At 65.6% G+C, this 16,373-nt stretch carries 14 protein-coding genes and 1 riboswitch; all 14 genes read left to right on the forward strand.

Features of this window, described 5'->3' with window-relative positions:
• Nucleotides 1–413 precede the first annotated feature (413 nt).
• The 14 genes from BN973_RS15270 to BN973_RS15335 all read left to right on the forward strand — a co-directional run bounded on the left by BN973_RS15270 (nt 414) and on the right by BN973_RS15335 (nt 16,363).
• On the forward strand, nt 414–713 hold the full coding sequence (locus tag BN973_RS15270) for a PE family protein (RefSeq protein WP_036469086.1): 300 nt from the start codon (nt 414–416) through the stop codon (nt 711–713).
• A gap of 231 nt (nt 714–944) precedes the next feature.
• Nucleotides 945–1,241, forward strand: coding sequence for a WXG100 family type VII secretion target (locus BN973_RS15275; protein WP_025735564.1), 297 nt, complete (start codon nt 945–947; stop codon nt 1,239–1,241).
• A 48-nt stretch (nt 1,242–1,289) separates the two neighbouring features.
• Complete coding sequence (locus BN973_RS15280) at nt 1,290–1,574, forward strand: WXG100 family type VII secretion target (protein WP_036469090.1); 285 nt, start codon at nt 1,290–1,292, stop codon at nt 1,572–1,574.
• Nucleotides 1,575–1,665: 91 nt separating this feature from the next.
• A complete protein-coding gene (locus BN973_RS15285; RefSeq protein WP_036469092.1) occupies nt 1,666–2,568 on the forward strand; it encodes an ESX secretion-associated protein EspG in 903 nt (300 codons plus the stop codon).
• Between the two features lie 260 nt (nt 2,569–2,828).
• Nucleotides 2,829–4,340, forward strand: coding sequence for a type VII secretion integral membrane protein EccD (gene eccD / locus BN973_RS15290; protein ID WP_036469093.1), 1,512 nt, complete (start codon nt 2,829–2,831; stop codon nt 4,338–4,340).
• Nucleotides 4,318–6,201, forward strand: a complete 1,884-nt coding sequence (locus BN973_RS15295) for a S8 family serine peptidase (protein WP_036469094.1) — start codon at nt 4,318–4,320, stop codon at nt 6,199–6,201. Before eccD ends, BN973_RS15295 begins: the two co-directional genes overlap by 23 nt.
• A 19-nt stretch (nt 6,202–6,220) precedes the next feature.
• Nucleotides 6,221–7,417 carry a type VII secretion protein EccE gene (gene eccE, locus BN973_RS15300; RefSeq protein ID WP_036469095.1) on the forward strand — a complete coding sequence of 399 codons (1,197 nt, stop codon included), beginning with the start codon at nt 6,221–6,223 and terminating at the stop codon, nt 7,415–7,417.
• Nucleotides 7,414–9,246: a type VII secretion AAA-ATPase EccA gene (eccA, locus tag BN973_RS15305; protein WP_036469096.1), complete on the forward strand. Its 1,833-nt coding sequence runs from the start codon at nt 7,414–7,416 to the stop codon at nt 9,244–9,246. Before eccE ends, eccA begins: the two co-directional genes overlap by 4 nt.
• Before the next feature lie 123 nt (nt 9,247–9,369).
• Nucleotides 9,370–9,545: riboswitch (M-box (ykoK) riboswitch) on the forward strand.
• A 341-nt stretch (nt 9,546–9,886) separates the two neighbouring features.
• Nucleotides 9,887–11,101 carry a PPE family protein gene (locus tag BN973_RS15310; RefSeq protein WP_036469098.1) on the forward strand — a complete coding sequence of 405 codons (1,215 nt, stop codon included), beginning with the start codon at nt 9,887–9,889 and terminating at the stop codon, nt 11,099–11,101.
• 21 nt (nt 11,102–11,122) lie between these two features.
• Complete coding sequence (locus BN973_RS15315; protein WP_036469100.1) at nt 11,123–12,307, forward strand: PPE family protein; 1,185 nt, start codon at nt 11,123–11,125, stop codon at nt 12,305–12,307.
• A 6-nt stretch (nt 12,308–12,313) separates the two neighbouring features.
• Nucleotides 12,314–12,655, forward strand: a complete 342-nt coding sequence (locus BN973_RS15320) for a DUF732 domain-containing protein (protein WP_036469101.1) — start codon at nt 12,314–12,316, stop codon at nt 12,653–12,655.
• A 145-nt stretch (nt 12,656–12,800) separates the two neighbouring features.
• Nucleotides 12,801–13,049, forward strand: a complete 249-nt coding sequence (locus BN973_RS15325; protein ID WP_036469103.1) for a hypothetical protein — start codon at nt 12,801–12,803, stop codon at nt 13,047–13,049.
• A 595-nt stretch (nt 13,050–13,644) separates the two neighbouring features.
• The gene (locus tag BN973_RS15330; protein ID WP_036469106.1) at nt 13,645–14,880 is read left to right on the forward strand and encodes a PPE family protein; all 1,236 of its coding nucleotides are present in this window, start codon (nt 13,645–13,647) and stop codon (nt 14,878–14,880) included.
• Between the two features lie 73 nt (nt 14,881–14,953).
• Nucleotides 14,954–16,363, forward strand: a complete 1,410-nt coding sequence (locus BN973_RS15335; protein WP_036469108.1) for a PPE family protein — start codon at nt 14,954–14,956, stop codon at nt 16,361–16,363.
• The last annotated feature ends 10 nt before the right edge of the window (nt 16,364–16,373 follow it).

Here is a 16,373-nt window from a genome sequence, read left to right on the forward strand (position 1 = left end):
GTTGCTGAACGGTGATTGCATTGACTCGCACAGGCGCACAGTTGCCAGCTGACATGCGACGAAACAAGTCCGTGCACCACACCGGAATGCGAGTAGCCGTTAGCTATGTCGCTGCGGTTCGGACGATTTACCGGCGACGAGATTTTATTCCAGCGCCTGTCGACGTGGGCCCCGACAACCCCCCTGCCAGCAGGCTTTCGACAACGATGGAGGTCAGACTGTGCCAGTCAGGTGATTTCGCTGCTCAGGGCCCCCAAAACGAGGCCTTACGCTGTTACTGTGTCGTTACCAAAAGTGAATTCGCCGTACCGTTCCGTGAACAATTGCGAACGGGCGGTCCACGGATCAGGCTTTACCGAACACGGTCATCTACTCTCATCAGAGAGTTTGGGGATTATGGAGGAGGAAACAACATGTCGTTCGTGACCACACAGCCGGAGGCTTTGGCCGCGGCAGCCGCCACCCTCAGTGGGATCGGATCTGCTCTTAGCGCCCAAAACGCGGCTGCGGCGGCCCCGACGACCGGGGTCGTCCCGGCAGCTGCCGACGAAGTTTCGGCGCTCACCGCGGCTCAGTTCGCCGCTCACGCGCAGATGTACCAGGCCGTCAGCGCCCAGGCGACTGCGATTCACGAACAGTTCGTGAACACGCTGTCCATGAGCTCGGGCTCTTACGCCGCTACCGAAGCAGCCAACGCGGCCGCCGCCGGCTAACTGGTTTCTTCTTTTGAGGCTAAGGACACCCACATCGACGTGGGTCACGCCAGTCGCCCAGCGGTCGGGCAAACCGTCTCACGAGTAGACGGGCCGGTGGGTGCTGGTCAGGAGGGGGATCATCCTTAGGTGTTCGGTTCGGCAGTTACGTCACCGCTGTAACTGTTCCGGCCCATCCGCTGTCCATCACAACAAAATCTCGAGTCGCAAGTAATTAAGGAGAAAGGCAACATGGCAACACGTTTTATGACCGACCCGCACGCGATGCGTGCGATGGCGGGCCGTTTTGAGATGCACGCGCAGACGGTGTCGGATGAGGCTCGCAAGATGTGGGCGTCGTCGATGAACATCGCCGGTGCGGGCTGGAGTGGTCAGGCCCAGGCGACCTCGTACGACACCATGGGTCAGATGAACCAGGCGTTCAACAACATTGTCAACATGCTCCACGGCGTGCGTGACGGACTCATCCGTGACGCCAACAACTACGAGACGCAAGAGCAGGCCTCGCAGCAGGCCCTCAGCCACTAGCCGTTATAGCTACGGCTGCGTAACCTTCAGACATTAGGAGAAAACGCTATGAGCATTAACTACCAGTTCGGAGACGTGGACGCGCACGGCGCGTTGATTCGCGCGCAGGCCGCTTCGTTGGAGGCCGAGCACCAGGCCATCGTGCGCGATGTGCTGGCCGCCGGTGACTTCTGGGGTGGCGCCGGTTCGGTTGCCTGCCAGGAGTTCATCACCCAGTTGGGGCGCAACTTCCAGGTGATCTACGAGCAGGCCAACCAGCACGGGCAGAAGGTGCAGACCGCGGGCAACAACATGGCCAGCACCGACAGCGCCGTCGGGTCCAGCTGGGCCTGACACCCGAAACTTCAGGCGCGGCAGCACACCATCCGTTCGGTGTGCTGCCGCGTCCTGCGGTTACCGTGTACAACGACCGTCTGGGGTACTGATGGACCAACAGAGCACTCGCACCGACATCACCGTCAACGTTGACGGCTTTTGGATGCTTCAGGCGTTACTGGACATTCGCCACGTCGCTCCGGAGCTGCGGTGCCGACCCTACGTATCCACCGATAGCAGTGACTGGCTCAACGATCACCCCGGCATGAAGGTGATGCGCGAGCAGGGCATCGTCGTAGGCGACGATGTCAACGAAGAAGTAGCGGAACGGATGCGAGTGCTCGCCGCGCCGGATCTAGAAGTCATCGCACTGCTGTCGCGGGGCAAGCTCCTGTACGGCGTCGTGGACGACGAGAACCAGCCCCCGGGCTCGCGCGACATCCCGGACAACGAGTTCCGGGTGGTCCTGGCCCGACGCGGCCAGCACTGGGTATCGGCGGTTCGGGTTGGCGCCGACATCACGGTCGACGACGTCGCCGTCGCCGACAGCGCGTCGATCGCAGCCCTCGTGCTGGACGGCCTGGAGTCGATTCACCACGCAGAACCCGCCGCGATCAACGCGGTCAACGTGCCACTGGACGACATGCTGGAGGCCACCAAGTCGTGGCAAGAGTCCGGCTTCAACGTTTTCTCCGGCGGCGACCTGCGTCGGATGGGCATCAGCGCCGCCACCGTCGCCGCGCTGGGACAGGCACTTTCGGACCCGGCGGCCGAAGTTGCTGTGTATGCGCGCCAATACCGGGACGACGCCAAAGGCCCCAGCGCGTCCGTGCTGTCGCTAAAGGACGGTTCGGGCGGCCGCATCGCGCTTTATCAGCAGGCGCGGACCGCAGGTTCGGGGGAGGCGTGGCTGGCGATCTGTCCCGCGACCCCACAGCTCGTGCAAGTGGGCGTGAAGACCGTGCTCGACACACTTCCGTACGGCGAGTGGAAGACCCACAGTCGGGTGTAACGAGAAGTATCAAATGTTAAGGCGTGTAACGCTTTTGAACTCAGGGTGCGACCAGGCCACAAAAGCGTCATACTGCTCTAATAATTAGCGGCAAATGTGCAAGTCAGTGTCACCGGATTCATCAATCGCAAGGCGGGGTAAATGGAATTGGAAAACGTCGAACTACTACTTTCCGAAGCTTCGGTAAGTAAATCGACAGAGCCCTCCGCGCGACTGACGACCCGGAGCCACACGTTCACCACGACAGGGGGTGCAGCCCGATGACTGCGGTAGCTGATGCGCCACAGACTGATATCGAGGGAGTCTCACAACCTCGGGCAGTCGTAGTTGGCATCATGGCCGGCGAGGGTGTCCAAATCGGCGTTCTGCTGGACGCCAACGCCCCGGTCTCGGTGATGACCGACCCGTTGCTGAAGGTGGTCAACACCCGCCTGCGTGAGCTCGGCGAGACTCCGCTGGAGGCGACCGGTCGCGGCAAGTGGGCGTTGTGCCTGGTCGACGGCTCGCCGCTGCGGGCCACCCAATCGCTGACCGAGCAAGACGTCCTCGACGGCGACCGTCTGTGGATCCGGTTCATCCCCGACACCGAGAAGCGCTCGCAGGTCATCGAGCACATTTCCACCGCCGTCTCGCAGAACCTGAGCAAGCGCTTCGCCGCGATCGACCCGGTCGTTGCCGTACAGGTCGGTGCCTCGATGGTGGCCGGCGGCGTCCTGCTCGCCTCGGCCTTGCTCGCCTGGTGGCGCTGGCACCACAACTCATGGCTGACCACGATCTACGCCGCGGTCATCGCCGCGGTCGCGCTGGGCGTTTCGATGATGCTGCTGATGCGCGCTCAATCGAACGCCGATCGCCGTGTCGCCGACATCATGCTGGTGAGCAGCCTCGGACCGCTGACGGTCGCCGCGGCCGCGGCACCACCCGGCGGTGTCGGCTCGCCGCACGCAGTGCTGGGCTTCGGCGTTCTGACGATTGCCGCGATACTGGCGCTGCGATTCACCGGGCGTCGGCTCGGGTTGTATACCGCGATCATCACCGTCAGTTCGCTGGCGACAATCGCGGCCCTGGCGCGGATGGTCGCGATGACCAGCGCCGTGACGATGCTGACGACGATCGTGCTGGTCTCCGTGATCGGTTACCAATGCGCCCCGGCCATGGCCCGGCGGCTGTCCGGTATCCGGTTGCCCGTCTTCCCGTCGGCCACCAGCCGCTGGGTCTTCGAGGCCCGGCCCGATCTGCCCACCACCGTGACCCGCACCGGCGGCGGCCCGCCGGTGCTCGAGGGGCCCGCGTCGGTGCGCGACGTGCTGCTGCAAGCCGAGCGTGCCCGGTCGTTCCTGTCGGGCCTGCTGGTCGGCTTCGGCGTGCTGATGGTGGTCTCGCTGGCGGGCCTGTCCGACCCGCACACCGGGCAGCGGTGGCTGCCGCTGCTGCTGGCCGGTTTCTGCGCTGGTTTCCTGATGCTGCGCGGCCGCTCCTATGTGGATCGTCTGCAGGCGATCACGCTGGCCGGGACGTCGGTGATGATCGTTGCGACGGTCGTGGTGCGCTACGCACTGGAACTGCAGTCGCCGCTGTCGGTGTCGGTCTGCGTGGGGATCCTGGTGCTGCTGCCCGCCGCGGGTCTGGTGTCGGCCGCCGTCGTGCCGAACAGCATCTACAGCCCGCTATTCCGCAAGTTTGTGGAGTGGATTGAATACGTCTGCCTGATGCCGATCTTCCCGCTGGCGTTGTGGTTGATGAATGTTTATGCAGCAATCCGGTACCGGTAACGGCAAGGTGTGGCGTAGGCGCGTATCCCGTGCGGCGATAGCCGCACTCCTGCTGACGTCGGGTTCACTGGCCGGCTTACCGCCGGCGTACGCGATATCGCCGCCAATCATCGACCCGGCGGCGGTGCCGCCGGACGGTCCGCCGGGTCCGCCGGCGCCGATGAAGCAGAACTCCTACTGCACCGAGGTCGGGGTGCTACCCGGCACCAATTTCAAGCTGCAGCCGAAGTACATGGACATGCTGAACCTGCAGGAGGCATGGCAGTTCGGCCGCGGCGCCGGGATCAAGGTCGCCGTCATCGACACCGGTGTCACCCCGCACTCCAGGTTTCCGCACCTGATTCCGGGCGGGGACTACATCATGGGCGGCGACGGGCTGTCCGACTGCGACGCCCACGGCACCATCGTGGCGTCGATGATCGGTGCGGCACCGGCAAACGGCGCAGCCCCGCCGCCGGCGGCGGGACCACGCAAGCCGGTCACCATTCCCACCACCGAGGCGCCACCGAAAGCGCCGCCGCCGCAGACGGTGACCCTGTCCCCGTTGCCCCAGACCGTGACCATGGTTCCGGCCTCGCCGCCGTCCGAGGGCCCGCCGCCGCCGCCATGGGCACCGCAGCCACCGCCGTCGGAGCCTGCGCCTGCGCCGGCCTCACCGTCGCAAGCTCCGCAGGGAGCACCGCCGGGTCCGCCACCGCCACCCGCGTCACCCGCGCCACCCGCGCCGGCGGCTCCCGGAGCCGCTAACCACGGCGGCGGCACGGTGACGATCCCGGCGTATTCCGGTGGCGCGCAGACGATCAAGGCCGGCAATCCGCATCCGCTGGCGCCGACGCCGACGCCACCACCGCCTCCGCCACCGGCACCGTTGGCGGGACCCGACGCCTACAGCGGTATCGCCCCCGATGTCGAAATCATCGCGATCCGCCAGTCCAGCCAGGCCTTCGGCCTCAAGGACGCCTACACCGGCGATGAGGACCCGCAGACCTCGGCGAAGATCTCCGGCGTCGAGACGATGGCACGCGCCATCGTGCACGCCGCCAACCTGGGGGCATCGGTGATCAACATTTCCGATGTGACCTGCATGAGTGCACGCAATATCGTCGACCAGCGCGCACTGGGGGCGGCGGTACGGTATGCGGCGGTGGAGCGCAACGCCGTGATCGTGGCCGCCGCCGGCGACACCAGCAAGAAGGACTGCAAGCAGAACCCGATCTTCGATCCGCTGAAGCCCAAAGACCCGCGCGACTGGAACGCCGTCACCACCGTGGTGACGCCCTCCTGGTTCAGCGACTACGTCTTGACCGTCGGCGCGGTGGATTCCGAAGGTCACCCGCAGACCCAGGGCGCCAACGGGCAGGGCCCGTCGAGCGTCGCCGGACCGTGGGTGGGGATCGCCGCGCCCGGAACCGACGTCATCGGGCTCTCGCCGCGAGACGACGGCCTGATCAACGCGATCGACGGGCCGGACAACTCGCTGCTGGTTCCCAGCGGCACCAGCTTCTCGGCCGCGATCGTGTCCGGGGTGGCCGCACTCGTCCGCGCCAAGTATCCCCAGCTGTCCGCATATCAGGTGATCAACCGGTTGGAGCGCTCCGCGCGTGCGCCGGCCCGGGGGGTCGACAACCAGCTCGGCTACGGCGTCATCGACCCGGTGGCGGCGCTGACCTGGGACATTCCCGACGGGCCGCTCAAGCCCCCGCAGCAACTGTCGATACCGTTGAACGTGCCGAAGGCGCCGCCGCACCGCGACATGCTGCCCGTCTGGGTGGCGGCCGGGGGGCTGACCGGAGCACTACTGATCGGCGGGGCAGTATTTGGTATCGCGACGTTGATGAAGCGCCGCAGGCAGCAACAATAAGGGCGGAGCAGTAAAAGCAATGAAGGCTCAGCGCAGGTTTGGGTTGTCTTTGTCATGGGCGCGAGTCACGGTCGTGTTCTTGGTCGTCGTCGGGATCCTGTTGATCGCCAGTCACTGCCCCGACTCCTGGCAGGGCAAATACCACATCGCCTGGTGGGTCGGCGTCGGCATCTCGGCGATCATCACGCTGTTGTCGCTGGTCACCCATCACGGCCTGACCGTGACCTCCGGCCTGGCCGGATGGCTCTGGGACTGGTCGGCCGACCCGGGCACCACGCTGGCCGCGGGGTGCACGCCCGCAATTGACTACCAGCGCCGGTACGGGCGCGACAAGGTCGGGGTGCGCGAGTACGACGGCCGCCTGGTCACCGTCATCGCCCTGGACGGCGATGACGATGCATCGCGCCACCACCGCCAGAAGAGCGCGCCGCCGGCCAGCCTGCTGGTCCGATCGGTTGCCTCCGGACTGCGCCAGTTCGACGTCAACCTGGACGGCATCGACATCGTCTCGGTGCAAATGCGTCGCGGTGGAAACGCCGCCGAGTTGTCCAAGCTCGACAAGCTGGGTCCCGAAGAATGGGGGCTGGTCAGCGATCAGCCCGCCTCGTACGTGCGGCGCACCTGGCTGGTGCTGCGGATGAACCCGCAGGCCAATGTCGCCGCGGTGGCGGCCCGCGATTCACTGGCTTCGACGCTGGTCGCGGCGACGGAGCGGCTGGTCCAGGACCTGGACGCACCGGGCTGTGCGCCCCGGCCGCTGACCTCCGAGGAGATCGCCGAGGTCGACAGCGCCGTGCTGGCCGATCTGGAACCGACCTGGAGCCGCCCGGGATGGCGCTACCTCAAGCACTTCAACGGCTTCGCGACCAGCTTCTGGCTGACGCCGTCGGACATCACCACCGAGACGCTGGAGGAGCTGTGGCTGCCCGACGCCGAGGCGACCGTGGTGACTATCCAGCTCACCGCAGACGACGGCCATCCCGAGGTGTCGGGCTGGGTGCGCTATCACAGCGATAGCCGGCTGCCCAGGGGAGTGTCGTCCGGCCTCAACCGGCTCACCGGCCGCCAGTTGGCCGCGGTACGCGCCAGCCTGCCTGCTCCGACGACTCGCCCACTGCTGGTCGTGCCCACCCGGGGGCTCCTTGAGGACGACGACTTAGTGCTCCAGGTCGGCCAGGTACGGGAGGGCGCTGAGCGCTTGCTCGCAGGTCAATGAGCCGCCCGCAATTGACGGCGGAGGACGCCCGTAACGCAATGGTTGCCGGCCTGTTGGCGTCGGGAATCTCCGTCAACGGGCTGCAGCCGAGCCATAACCCGCAAGTGGCGCTGCGGATGTTCACCACCGCGACCACGCTGGACCCGGCGATGTGCGACGCCTGGCTGGCCCGGCTGCTGGCAGGTGATCAGGGCATCGAGGTGATCGCCGGCGCCTGGGCGGCGGTCGGCACGTTCGGCTGGGAAACCCGTCGGCTCGGTGTCACCGAAATGCAGTTCCATCCCGACGTCTCCGACGGGCTGTTTCTGCGGCTGGCGGTGCTGTCCGTGGAGTCGCTCGCGTGCGCCTACGCGGCGGTGCTCGCGGAGGCGAAGCGCTTCGAGGAAGCCGTCAAGCTGCTCGATCGCGTCGAACCCCGCCAGCCCATCGACGAAGAGCTGATCGCCTACGTGCGTGGGATTCTTTACTTCCGCGCGGGGCGATGGCCGGACGTGCTCGTGCAATTTCCGGAGGGAAAGATCTGGCGTAACCCCGAGCTGAAGGCCGCCGGCGCGGCGATGGCGACCACGGCGCTGGCGTCGCTCGGAGTCTTCGAGGAGGCGATCCGGCGCAGCCACGACGCCATCGAGGCGGACCGGGTACCGGGCGCGGCCAACGTCGCCCTGTACACCCAAGGCATGTGCCTGCGGCATCTCGGTCGCGAGGAAGAGGCCATCGACGTGCTGCGCCGGGTGTACTCGCGGGACCCGAAGTTCGCCCCGGCTCGCGAGGCCCTGGACAACCCCAACTACCAATTGGTGCTGACCGATCCGGAAACCATCGAGGCGCGAACCGATCCCTGGGACCCGGACAGCGCACCGACCCGCGCCCAGGCCGAGGCGGCCCGGCACGCCGAGACGGCCGCCAAGTACTTGGAAGAGGGCGACGAGGAGCTCAACGCCATGCTGGGCATGGAGCGAGCGAAGCGCGAAATCAAACTCATCAAGTCCACGACCAAGGTGAATCTGGCCCGCGCGAAGATGGGCCTCCCGGTGCCCGTCACCTCGCGCCACACCTTGTTGCTGGGGCCGCCCGGTACCGGAAAGACCACTGTGGCACGCGCTTTCAGCAAGCAGCTGTGCGGGTTGACGGTGCTGCGCAAGCCCGTGGTGGTGGAGACCAGCCGCACCAAGCTGTTGGGTCGCTACATGGCCGACGCGGAGAAGAACACCGAGGAGATGCTCGAGGGCGCGCTGGGCGGAGCGGTCTTCTTCGACGAGATGCACACGTTGCACGAAAAGGGCTATCAGCAGGGCGACCCGTACGGCAACGCGATCATCAACACCTTGCTGCTGTACATGGAGAACCATCGCGACGATCTGGTGGTCTTCGGCGCGGGCTACGCCAAGGCGATGGACAAGATGCTCGACGTGAACCAGGGCCTGCGACGGCGCTTTTCGACCGTGATCGAGTTCTTCAGCTACACCCCGGACGAGCTGGTCGCATTGACCCGCCTGATGGGGCAGGAGAACCAGGACGTTATCACCGAGGAGGCGGCCGAGGCACTTCTGCCGTCGTACACCAAGTTCTACCGAGACGAGAGCTACTCCGAAGACGGGGACCTGATTCGCGGTATCGACACGCTCGGGAATGCCGGCTTCGTGCGAAATGTGGTGGAGAAGGCCCGCGACCACCGGAGCTTCCGTCTCGACGACGAGGATCTCGACGCGGTGCTGGCAAGCGACACCACCGAATTCACCGAGCTTCAGCTGCTCCGGTTCAAGGAGCTCACCGGCGACGATTTACTCGAGGGTCTCAGCGCGGCGGTCGCCGAGAAGAAGTCGAGCTAGCGGTCGTGTTTTAACACGGCCGCAGGGCCGCCGAATGGAATCGGTGTGGCGGCGCAGTGAATTGTTGCGAACGCCTCGCAGCAAGCTTGACTCGCTCTGTCTCGGATGCCACGATGGCGTGTGCAAGCACCTCGTTAGGTGAGGCTTCCATACGGATACAGGCCACTGACCTGAAACGTCGAAAGACGCCCAGGGTCAGGACAGCTCTTCCCGGCTTAAGGGTTGAGCCCAAGTGGCTTCTGGCTTTGGTCGGCCGGATACGCAGTGTGGTGCCGAAGCTCTGATGAGAGGGGTGCGGATTCGGCGAATGCGCCGGGCGTCCTCACTCCTTCGTGCAGAATAATGGCATCTCGGTGTGCCCAGGCCTGAAGGAGGTGAGAACGAAATTAGTCCCCATTCTCGATCGATGACGTTTCGTTCGAGCCGAGTAAGGCTTCGCTCTCGCGTATCGGCTTGCACCGAGTCGCCTACCCGCGCTGCGCAATCGGTGTATGTCCCGGCAAGGGTCGCGTCTCCGGCTCACCCTTATTCCTGAGGAGAACTCCGATGACCTTCGTCAACGTACAGACCACTGCCGGTTCGTGTACGGCTACCGAGGCAGCCAACACAGCCGCCGCCTGCTGAGCGCCGAGGGGGAACCATGCTGGATTTTGCGGCGTTACCGCCGGAGGTCAATTCGACCAGAATGTATTCCGGTCCCGGATCGGGGCCGTTGCTGGCTGCTGCCGCGGCATGGAACGCACTGGCGGCCGAAATGCGCTCCGCGGCAACCGATTACGAGTCGGTTATTCGGGAGCTGAGCAGCGCGGGCTGGATCGGTCCGTCCTCGGCCTCCATGTTGGCCGCGGCAGCGCAGTACCTGGCGTGGCTCAACACCACCGCCGCCCAGGCCGAGCAGACCGGCATACAGGCCAATGCGGCCGCGACGGCTTTCGAGGCCGCGTTCGGCATGACGGTGCCCCCGCCGGTCGTCGCCGCCAACCGCACCCTGCTGGCGAACCTGGTGGCTACCAACATCTTCGGGCAGAACACCCCGGCGATCGCGGCCACCGAAGCCCAGTACATGGAGATGTGGGCGCAGGACGCCGGGGCGATGAACGGCTATGCCGTGGCCTCGCGGTCCGCGGCGCAGATGACGCCGTTCACCTCGCCGCAGACCAACACCACTCCCGACGCGGTGGCCGAACAAAATGAGGCTGTTAACCAGGCGGCTAACACGTCGGCTGGGACCGCGCGGTCGATGATGTCGACTTTCTCGGCCGATGGCTCGACTGGTGACATCACTACCGATGCTGTGGGCGCCCCGGCTCCGGGAGACCTGTATTGGTACCTGACGCAATTTTTGGACGGGAACAACAACACGGCCCTGGGCCAGTTCTTGCAAAGCAACTTCTTTGCCAACTCGATCCTCAACGGTTCGCTTGCCGGCGGCCCGTTCAACCCGCAATCCATCGTTTCGACCGTCGAAGGCTTCAGTTTCCTGCAGACGGCGGCCACGACGCTGGGTGGGCTGGACGACTTCAGCGCCGGCGCCGAAAGCGCCACCGCCGCCTTGTCATCCAGCACGGTCCCGGCTGCGGGCCTGACCGGCGCAACGGCCGGGATAGGCAACGCACATCTGGTGGGTTCGATGTCGGTGCCGCCCAGCTGGAGTAATGCAGCCACGGTCGCGGCGGGTCAGGGCCCGGCGCCGGTCACCGGGCTCAGTGACATCGGGTCCTCGGGGACGCCGGCCGCGGGCGGGCCGGGCGCCGTTGCCGGACCGCTCGGTGGGACCGGCAAGCGATTGCGCCGGGCCATCCCACGGTACGGGTTTAGGCCCGTTGTCATGCCACGTCCACCGGCCGCCGGATAACAGACTTCAGGAGGAGATGTCATGCTGAATTTCGGGGCTTTGCCGCCTGAGGTCAACTCGGCAAAAATGTACGCCGGTCCAGGGTCGGGTTCGATGCTGGCCGCCGCGGCCGCCTGGAATGCGCTGGCAGCTGAAATGCGTTCTGCGGCTACCGATTACGAAGCCATCATCAAGTCGTTGGTCAGCGAGGGCTGGCTCGGCCCGGCATCGGCGAAGATGGTGGCGGCGGTGCAGCCGTATCTCGAGTGGCTGAACACCACCGCCGTACAGGCCGAGCAGGCCGGCGCACAGGCAAATGCGGCCGCGGCCGCATACGAGGCCGCGTTTGCCGCGACGGTGCCCCCGCCGGTCGTCGCGGCCAACCGCACCTTGCAGGCAAACCTGGTGGCCAGCAACATCTTCGGGCAAAATACCGGCGCCATCGCGGCCGCCGACGCCCAATACGGCGAGATGTGGGCGCAGGACGCTTCCGCGATGACCGGCTACAGCACCGCGTCGCGCGCGGCGAGCCGAATGACGACGTTCAGCGAACCGCAATCCGACACCACTACGGACGGAACGGCCTTGCAGGCCGACGCGGCCAACAATGCCCTGGCCGCCGCAGCGGGGGACAGCATCTTCACGCCCGGCTCGGGTGACGACACCACGGGACTTTCCGGGCTGCTCAATCTGCTGAGCAATCAACCCAATAGCGAGAATCTGCTGGGGGCCTTCCTCAACAACAACAGTGTCTCCGGCCTGTCCAACGCCTTCACCACCAACGGCATTCTGAACCCGACGACGATGATCGATCCCGCCGCCACGGCCTTTGCCAACGCGGCCGTACAGGGCGCGACCACGTCCGGGCTGGAGGACCTGGCGGCCGGGCTCAACAGCGCGGGGCTGGCATCGTCGGTGACGAGCCTGCCGGGCGCGGCGGCCACCGCCAGCGTGGGGCAGGCGAGTCTGGTCGGAGCCCTTTCGGTCCCGCCGAGCTGGGCCGCCACCGGCGCAACGGTCAGCACCGTTTCGGCGACGACTCAGGTGGGCGCCGGGGCGTACCACAGCTTTGGCGCCGCCACGCCGATGGTGATGGAAGAGGCCGGAGCAATGGGCATGCCCGGGGTGCCGCTGGCCGGCGTTCCCGGATCGCACGAGGACGAGTTCGCCGACCCGATCTATGGGTTCCGCCCGCGCGTCATCGGACGCCCGCCCGCCGCCGGTTAGCCACAGATGAAAGCATTAACGCTGCTGGCGAGCGGCGCCGCCTTGATCGGCCTGGCCGCACCCGCACACGCGGACCCGGCTGACGACGCCTTCCTCGCCGCGCTTAACAACGCGGGCATCACCTATCACGACCCGGAGCACGCGATCAAGGCGGGCCAAAAGGTCTGCGACCTCGCCAACTCCGGAACGTCTCAGCTGGACATCATCCGAGACATCCGAGATCTCAACCCGGCATTCACGATGGCCAGCGCCGCCAAGTTCGCCAAGGCGGCCGCCATGGCCTATTGCCCCGAGCGGCTGTCCACCGACAGCGGCGGCACCAATCCCGGCTCCGGTAGCGGCAGCTAACCGAGCGAGCACCGGCCGGGGGCCGACTGGCTACGCGAGCCACCCGACTGTGGTTGCTCTGTGCCTCACAGCAAACCCGCAGAAGTCAATAAGCCTCGTGGCAGCTCCATATGTTTACGTTAGGTGAAATATAGGGGAGCTCGGTATGACCATTATCTTTCAATTCGGCACCGGCGACGGCCGTGGCATGCTGGTGCCCGGCACGGGCGATGCGGTTGCGGCGCGGGACTTTTGGGCCGCTGCCGGGCCGGTAGCGCACCAGGCGTTCAATGCTCAGCCGGGCCGGGAATTCCAGGAGATCTACCGCCACGCGAATGTCTGCGAGCAAAAATTCCGGATAACCGACATTAATTTGGCAAACATCGATCGCCTTTTCGCTTGCCGTCGCACATAAAAACGGGGACAGGTTCGAGACTATCCGCAATTTCAATGCACACGAGCGCCATTGCGGTACTTTTGCGCTTCAAAGTAATTGATTAGCCGAAATGAGACAGAATGCAAGAGCACTCCAGATCGAGTCCGTAACAATAGCTTGCAATAACACTTGACATCCTCTGAATCGCATCGATCAGCGGCCGCATTCGCCGTATTTCGAATATCACGGATCCCTCCGATCCCGTAGCTGTGCATTGATACTATTGCCTGTATGCTGCTATTCTAGTCCTACAATGTGTTAGCTGTGCGATGTCCAAGTTCTCACATGAGCGATTACGCCAATGACATTTCTTTTTTACACTGCGATTACCCGGCGGGAACCCGTCGCGAATAAATTCGAGCCATAATGATCGCAATATCGAAGCGTAAGGCTGAATCAGGACCGGGCGGGGATCCTGACGATATTTGTAACCGGGAGCGTGCGAGCAGTTGTCGTTAAACACGTGTAAATCAGCGCGGATTCGATGTATTTCATTAGAGCTGCGGCGCGTTTGCGGCGAGGGCTGTGAAACCGCGCCTACCATGGCGGCCAAATGAGGGAGCGGAGGTAAAAAATGTTGGACTTCGGGGCGTTACCACCGGAGATCAACTCCGGTCGAATGTACGTCGGTGCGGGAGCGGGGCCGATGCTCGCCGCCGCCGCGGCCTGGGACGAGTTAGCCGCCGAGCTGTACTCGACAGCGGCGCTGTATGGCTCGACGATTCAAAGCCTCTCCGGCGGGCCGTGGACGGGCCCCTCCTCGATCGCGATGGCCGCGGCCGCCGCGCCGTATGTGCAGTGGATGAGCGCGACGGGGGCCCAGGCCGAGCAGGCGGGAATGCAGGCCAAGCTCGCCGCGGGTGCCTACGAGGCGGCCTTTGCGGCGACGGTGCCGCCACCCGTCATCGCGGCCAACCGCTCTCTGCTCGCGTCGTTGATCGCCACCAACATCTTGGGCCAGAACACCCCGGCGATCGCCGCGACCGAAGCCGAATACATGGAGATGTGGGCGCAGGACGCCGCGGCGATGTACGGGTATGCGGGCTCGTCGGCGACGGCGTCGCAGCTGCAGCCGTTCACCGAGCCACCGCAGACCACCAACGACGCCGGCTCGGGGATGCAAGCGGCCGCGGTGGCCCAATCGAGCACTACGTCGGGCACCAAATCCGCCCTACAGCTCTCCCAACTCGCATCGACGACCACCACCGCCGCGGCCGACCCGTCGACGGGACTGACGGTGCCGCCCGCCGTAACCAACTGGAACACAATCTGGTCGGCCATCACCGGGGTGTACTCGCCGCAGTCGTGGACGACCATCCCGGGTGGCCCGTTCCTGTCGTTCGGCCAGGCGTACGCCTGGGGTCAGAACGGGCAGAGCGCCGCGGCGTATCTGTCCGGGCCGAAGCTGATCAAGGGTGCACTGGAGCCGTTGATGAGGGGTGCTGCCGGCATCCACCCGATGTTGAGCTCCTCGGTCGCGGGCGGCCCGGTCTCCGGGTCGATGGGTAGGGCGGCCCTCGTCGGGAGCCTGTCGGTGCCCCAGGGCTGGACCGAGGCCGCGCCGGCGATCAGAACGCTGGCCCAGGCGCTGCCCACCAACCTGGCGGCCGCCGCCCCAGCCGCGATGGTCGGGGAGGAAGGCGTGTTCAGCCAGATGGCCTTGTCCAGCCTGGCCGGACGCGCCGTCGCCGCCACCGCGACCCACTCGGTGAGCGGCAATGCCGCGACGGCGGCGACGCTCGGCGGCCTCGTCGCCGAGGCCGACCCCGCCGCCGCCACCATCATCGTCATACCGGCTCTGGAGGACTGACCGCGATGAACACGACGCACAGCAGCCCGACACCGTCTAGCCAAGCGCTCGCCACCAGGTAAGGGGAAACGACATGTTTTACGGAGCCTTTCCGCCGGAGTTCAACTCCGGTCGGATGTACGCCGGTCCGGGTGCGGAGTCGCTGGTGACGGCCGCGACGGCCTGGGAGAACCTGGCCGCCGAATTGCAGTCCATCGCGACCGCCTACTCGTCGGTCATCGCCAATCTGACCACCGGTCCGTGGGCGGGTCCGTCATCGCTCGCCATGGCGGCCGCGGCCGCTCCCTACGTGGCCTGGATGCAACAAACCGCCGCCCAGGCCGCTCAAACCGCGGCCCAAGCGACGCAAGCTGCCGCCGCATACGAAACGGCATTCGCCGCGCACGTGCCGCCGCCGCTCATCGCGGCCAACCGGGAACTGCTGGCACAGCTGATTGCGACCAACATGTTCGGTCAGAACGCCGCGGCGATCGCGGCCACCGAGGCCCAGTATGGCGAGATGTGGGCCCAAGACGGCGAGGCAATGGACACCTACTTCGCCTCCTCGGCGACGGCCACCAACAAACTGCAGGAATTCAGTCCGGCGCCGAAGACCACCAATGACGAGGGCCCTCAGATGCAGGCCGCCGCGCTCACCCAGTCCGCCGGCAACACCACCGGAAGGGTGGTATCCAACCTGGCGGGAACAACCAACTTGGCCACCACGGCGAGCGGCGCCACCGGGCCGCTGGCGGGTCTTGCCGACATCGCCACCGCCTACCAGAACTTCTGGACAAATCTGCTGAACACCATCCCGGGCGGGGCCAATTTCTACACCGCCATGTACAACGCCGTGAAGGTGCCGATTGGGCTGACCACGCAGTTCAACGACATCGGACTGTTGATCAACTTCCCTGTGTCGCAATGGCTCAAGTTCGCGCCACCGGTTGCCTACGGCGCACTCCCCAAAGACGCGCTCGGCGCCGGTCTGGGCGCGTTGGGCTTTACCCGGGGCACGCTGTTCGACGCGGTCACTCCCACCGCCGGATTTGCGCGGGGCACCTTGGTCGGATCGTTGACGGTTCCGCCCAGCTGGGCCTCGGCTACCCCGGCGATCAGAACGGTGGCCGCCGCCTTGACGGCCGCCGGGCCCGAGGCCATTCCCGCGGCCGCGCTCGGCGAGGGCAGCCTGTTCAGTTCGATGGGGATGGCCGGGATGCTGGGCAGCGCCATGGGAGCCGGAGGGCCCACCGTGGTTCGTGCCGGGATTCGCAACCGCATGACGCCGCTCAAGGATCTCAAGGACAAGAACTCACCGGAGCACCTGAAACGTCTGGTCGCTCAGATATCGGAGAAGCCCGAAACGGTGCAGCACCACAACGTCGATCAGGAAGGTCTCGACGCGCTGCTCGAGCAGCTGGCCAAGAAACCCGGCATCCACGCGGTGCATCTGAAAAAGGGTAAGTCCAAGGTGATCCCGTCCGATGAAGCGCAATCAGGTTAGGGGACAAGAG

The organism is Mycobacterium triplex, assembly GCF_000689255.1.
Lineage (GTDB): Bacteria > Actinomycetota > Actinomycetes > Mycobacteriales > Mycobacteriaceae > Mycobacterium > Mycobacterium triplex.

Bases quoted from the DNA above. Each gene is read 5' to 3' on its own strand.
- BN973_RS15270 (WP_036469086.1), top strand. From the start codon at position 414: ATGTCGTTCGTGACCACACAGCCGGAGGCTTTGGCCGCGGCAGCCGCC.
- BN973_RS15275 (WP_025735564.1), top strand. From the start codon at position 945: ATGGCAACACGTTTTATGACCGACCCGCACGCGATGCGTGCGATGGCG.
- BN973_RS15280 (WP_036469090.1), top strand. From the start codon at position 1,290: ATGAGCATTAACTACCAGTTCGGAGACGTGGACGCGCACGGCGCGTTG.
- BN973_RS15285 (WP_036469092.1), top strand. From the start codon at position 1,666: ATGGACCAACAGAGCACTCGCACCGACATCACCGTCAACGTTGACGGC.
- eccD (WP_036469093.1), top strand. From the start codon at position 2,829: ATGACTGCGGTAGCTGATGCGCCACAGACTGATATCGAGGGAGTCTCA.
- BN973_RS15295 (WP_036469094.1), top strand. From the start codon at position 4,318: ATGCAGCAATCCGGTACCGGTAACGGCAAGGTGTGGCGTAGGCGCGTA.
- eccE (WP_036469095.1), top strand. From the start codon at position 6,221: ATGAAGGCTCAGCGCAGGTTTGGGTTGTCTTTGTCATGGGCGCGAGTC.
- eccA (WP_036469096.1), top strand. From the start codon at position 7,414: ATGAGCCGCCCGCAATTGACGGCGGAGGACGCCCGTAACGCAATGGTT.
- BN973_RS15310 (WP_036469098.1), top strand. From the start codon at position 9,887: ATGCTGGATTTTGCGGCGTTACCGCCGGAGGTCAATTCGACCAGAATG.
- BN973_RS15315 (WP_036469100.1), top strand. From the start codon at position 11,123: ATGCTGAATTTCGGGGCTTTGCCGCCTGAGGTCAACTCGGCAAAAATG.
- BN973_RS15320 (WP_036469101.1), top strand. From the start codon at position 12,314: ATGAAAGCATTAACGCTGCTGGCGAGCGGCGCCGCCTTGATCGGCCTG.
- BN973_RS15325 (WP_036469103.1), top strand. From the start codon at position 12,801: ATGACCATTATCTTTCAATTCGGCACCGGCGACGGCCGTGGCATGCTG.
- BN973_RS15330 (WP_036469106.1), top strand. From the start codon at position 13,645: ATGTTGGACTTCGGGGCGTTACCACCGGAGATCAACTCCGGTCGAATG.
- BN973_RS15335 (WP_036469108.1), top strand. From the start codon at position 14,954: ATGTTTTACGGAGCCTTTCCGCCGGAGTTCAACTCCGGTCGGATGTAC.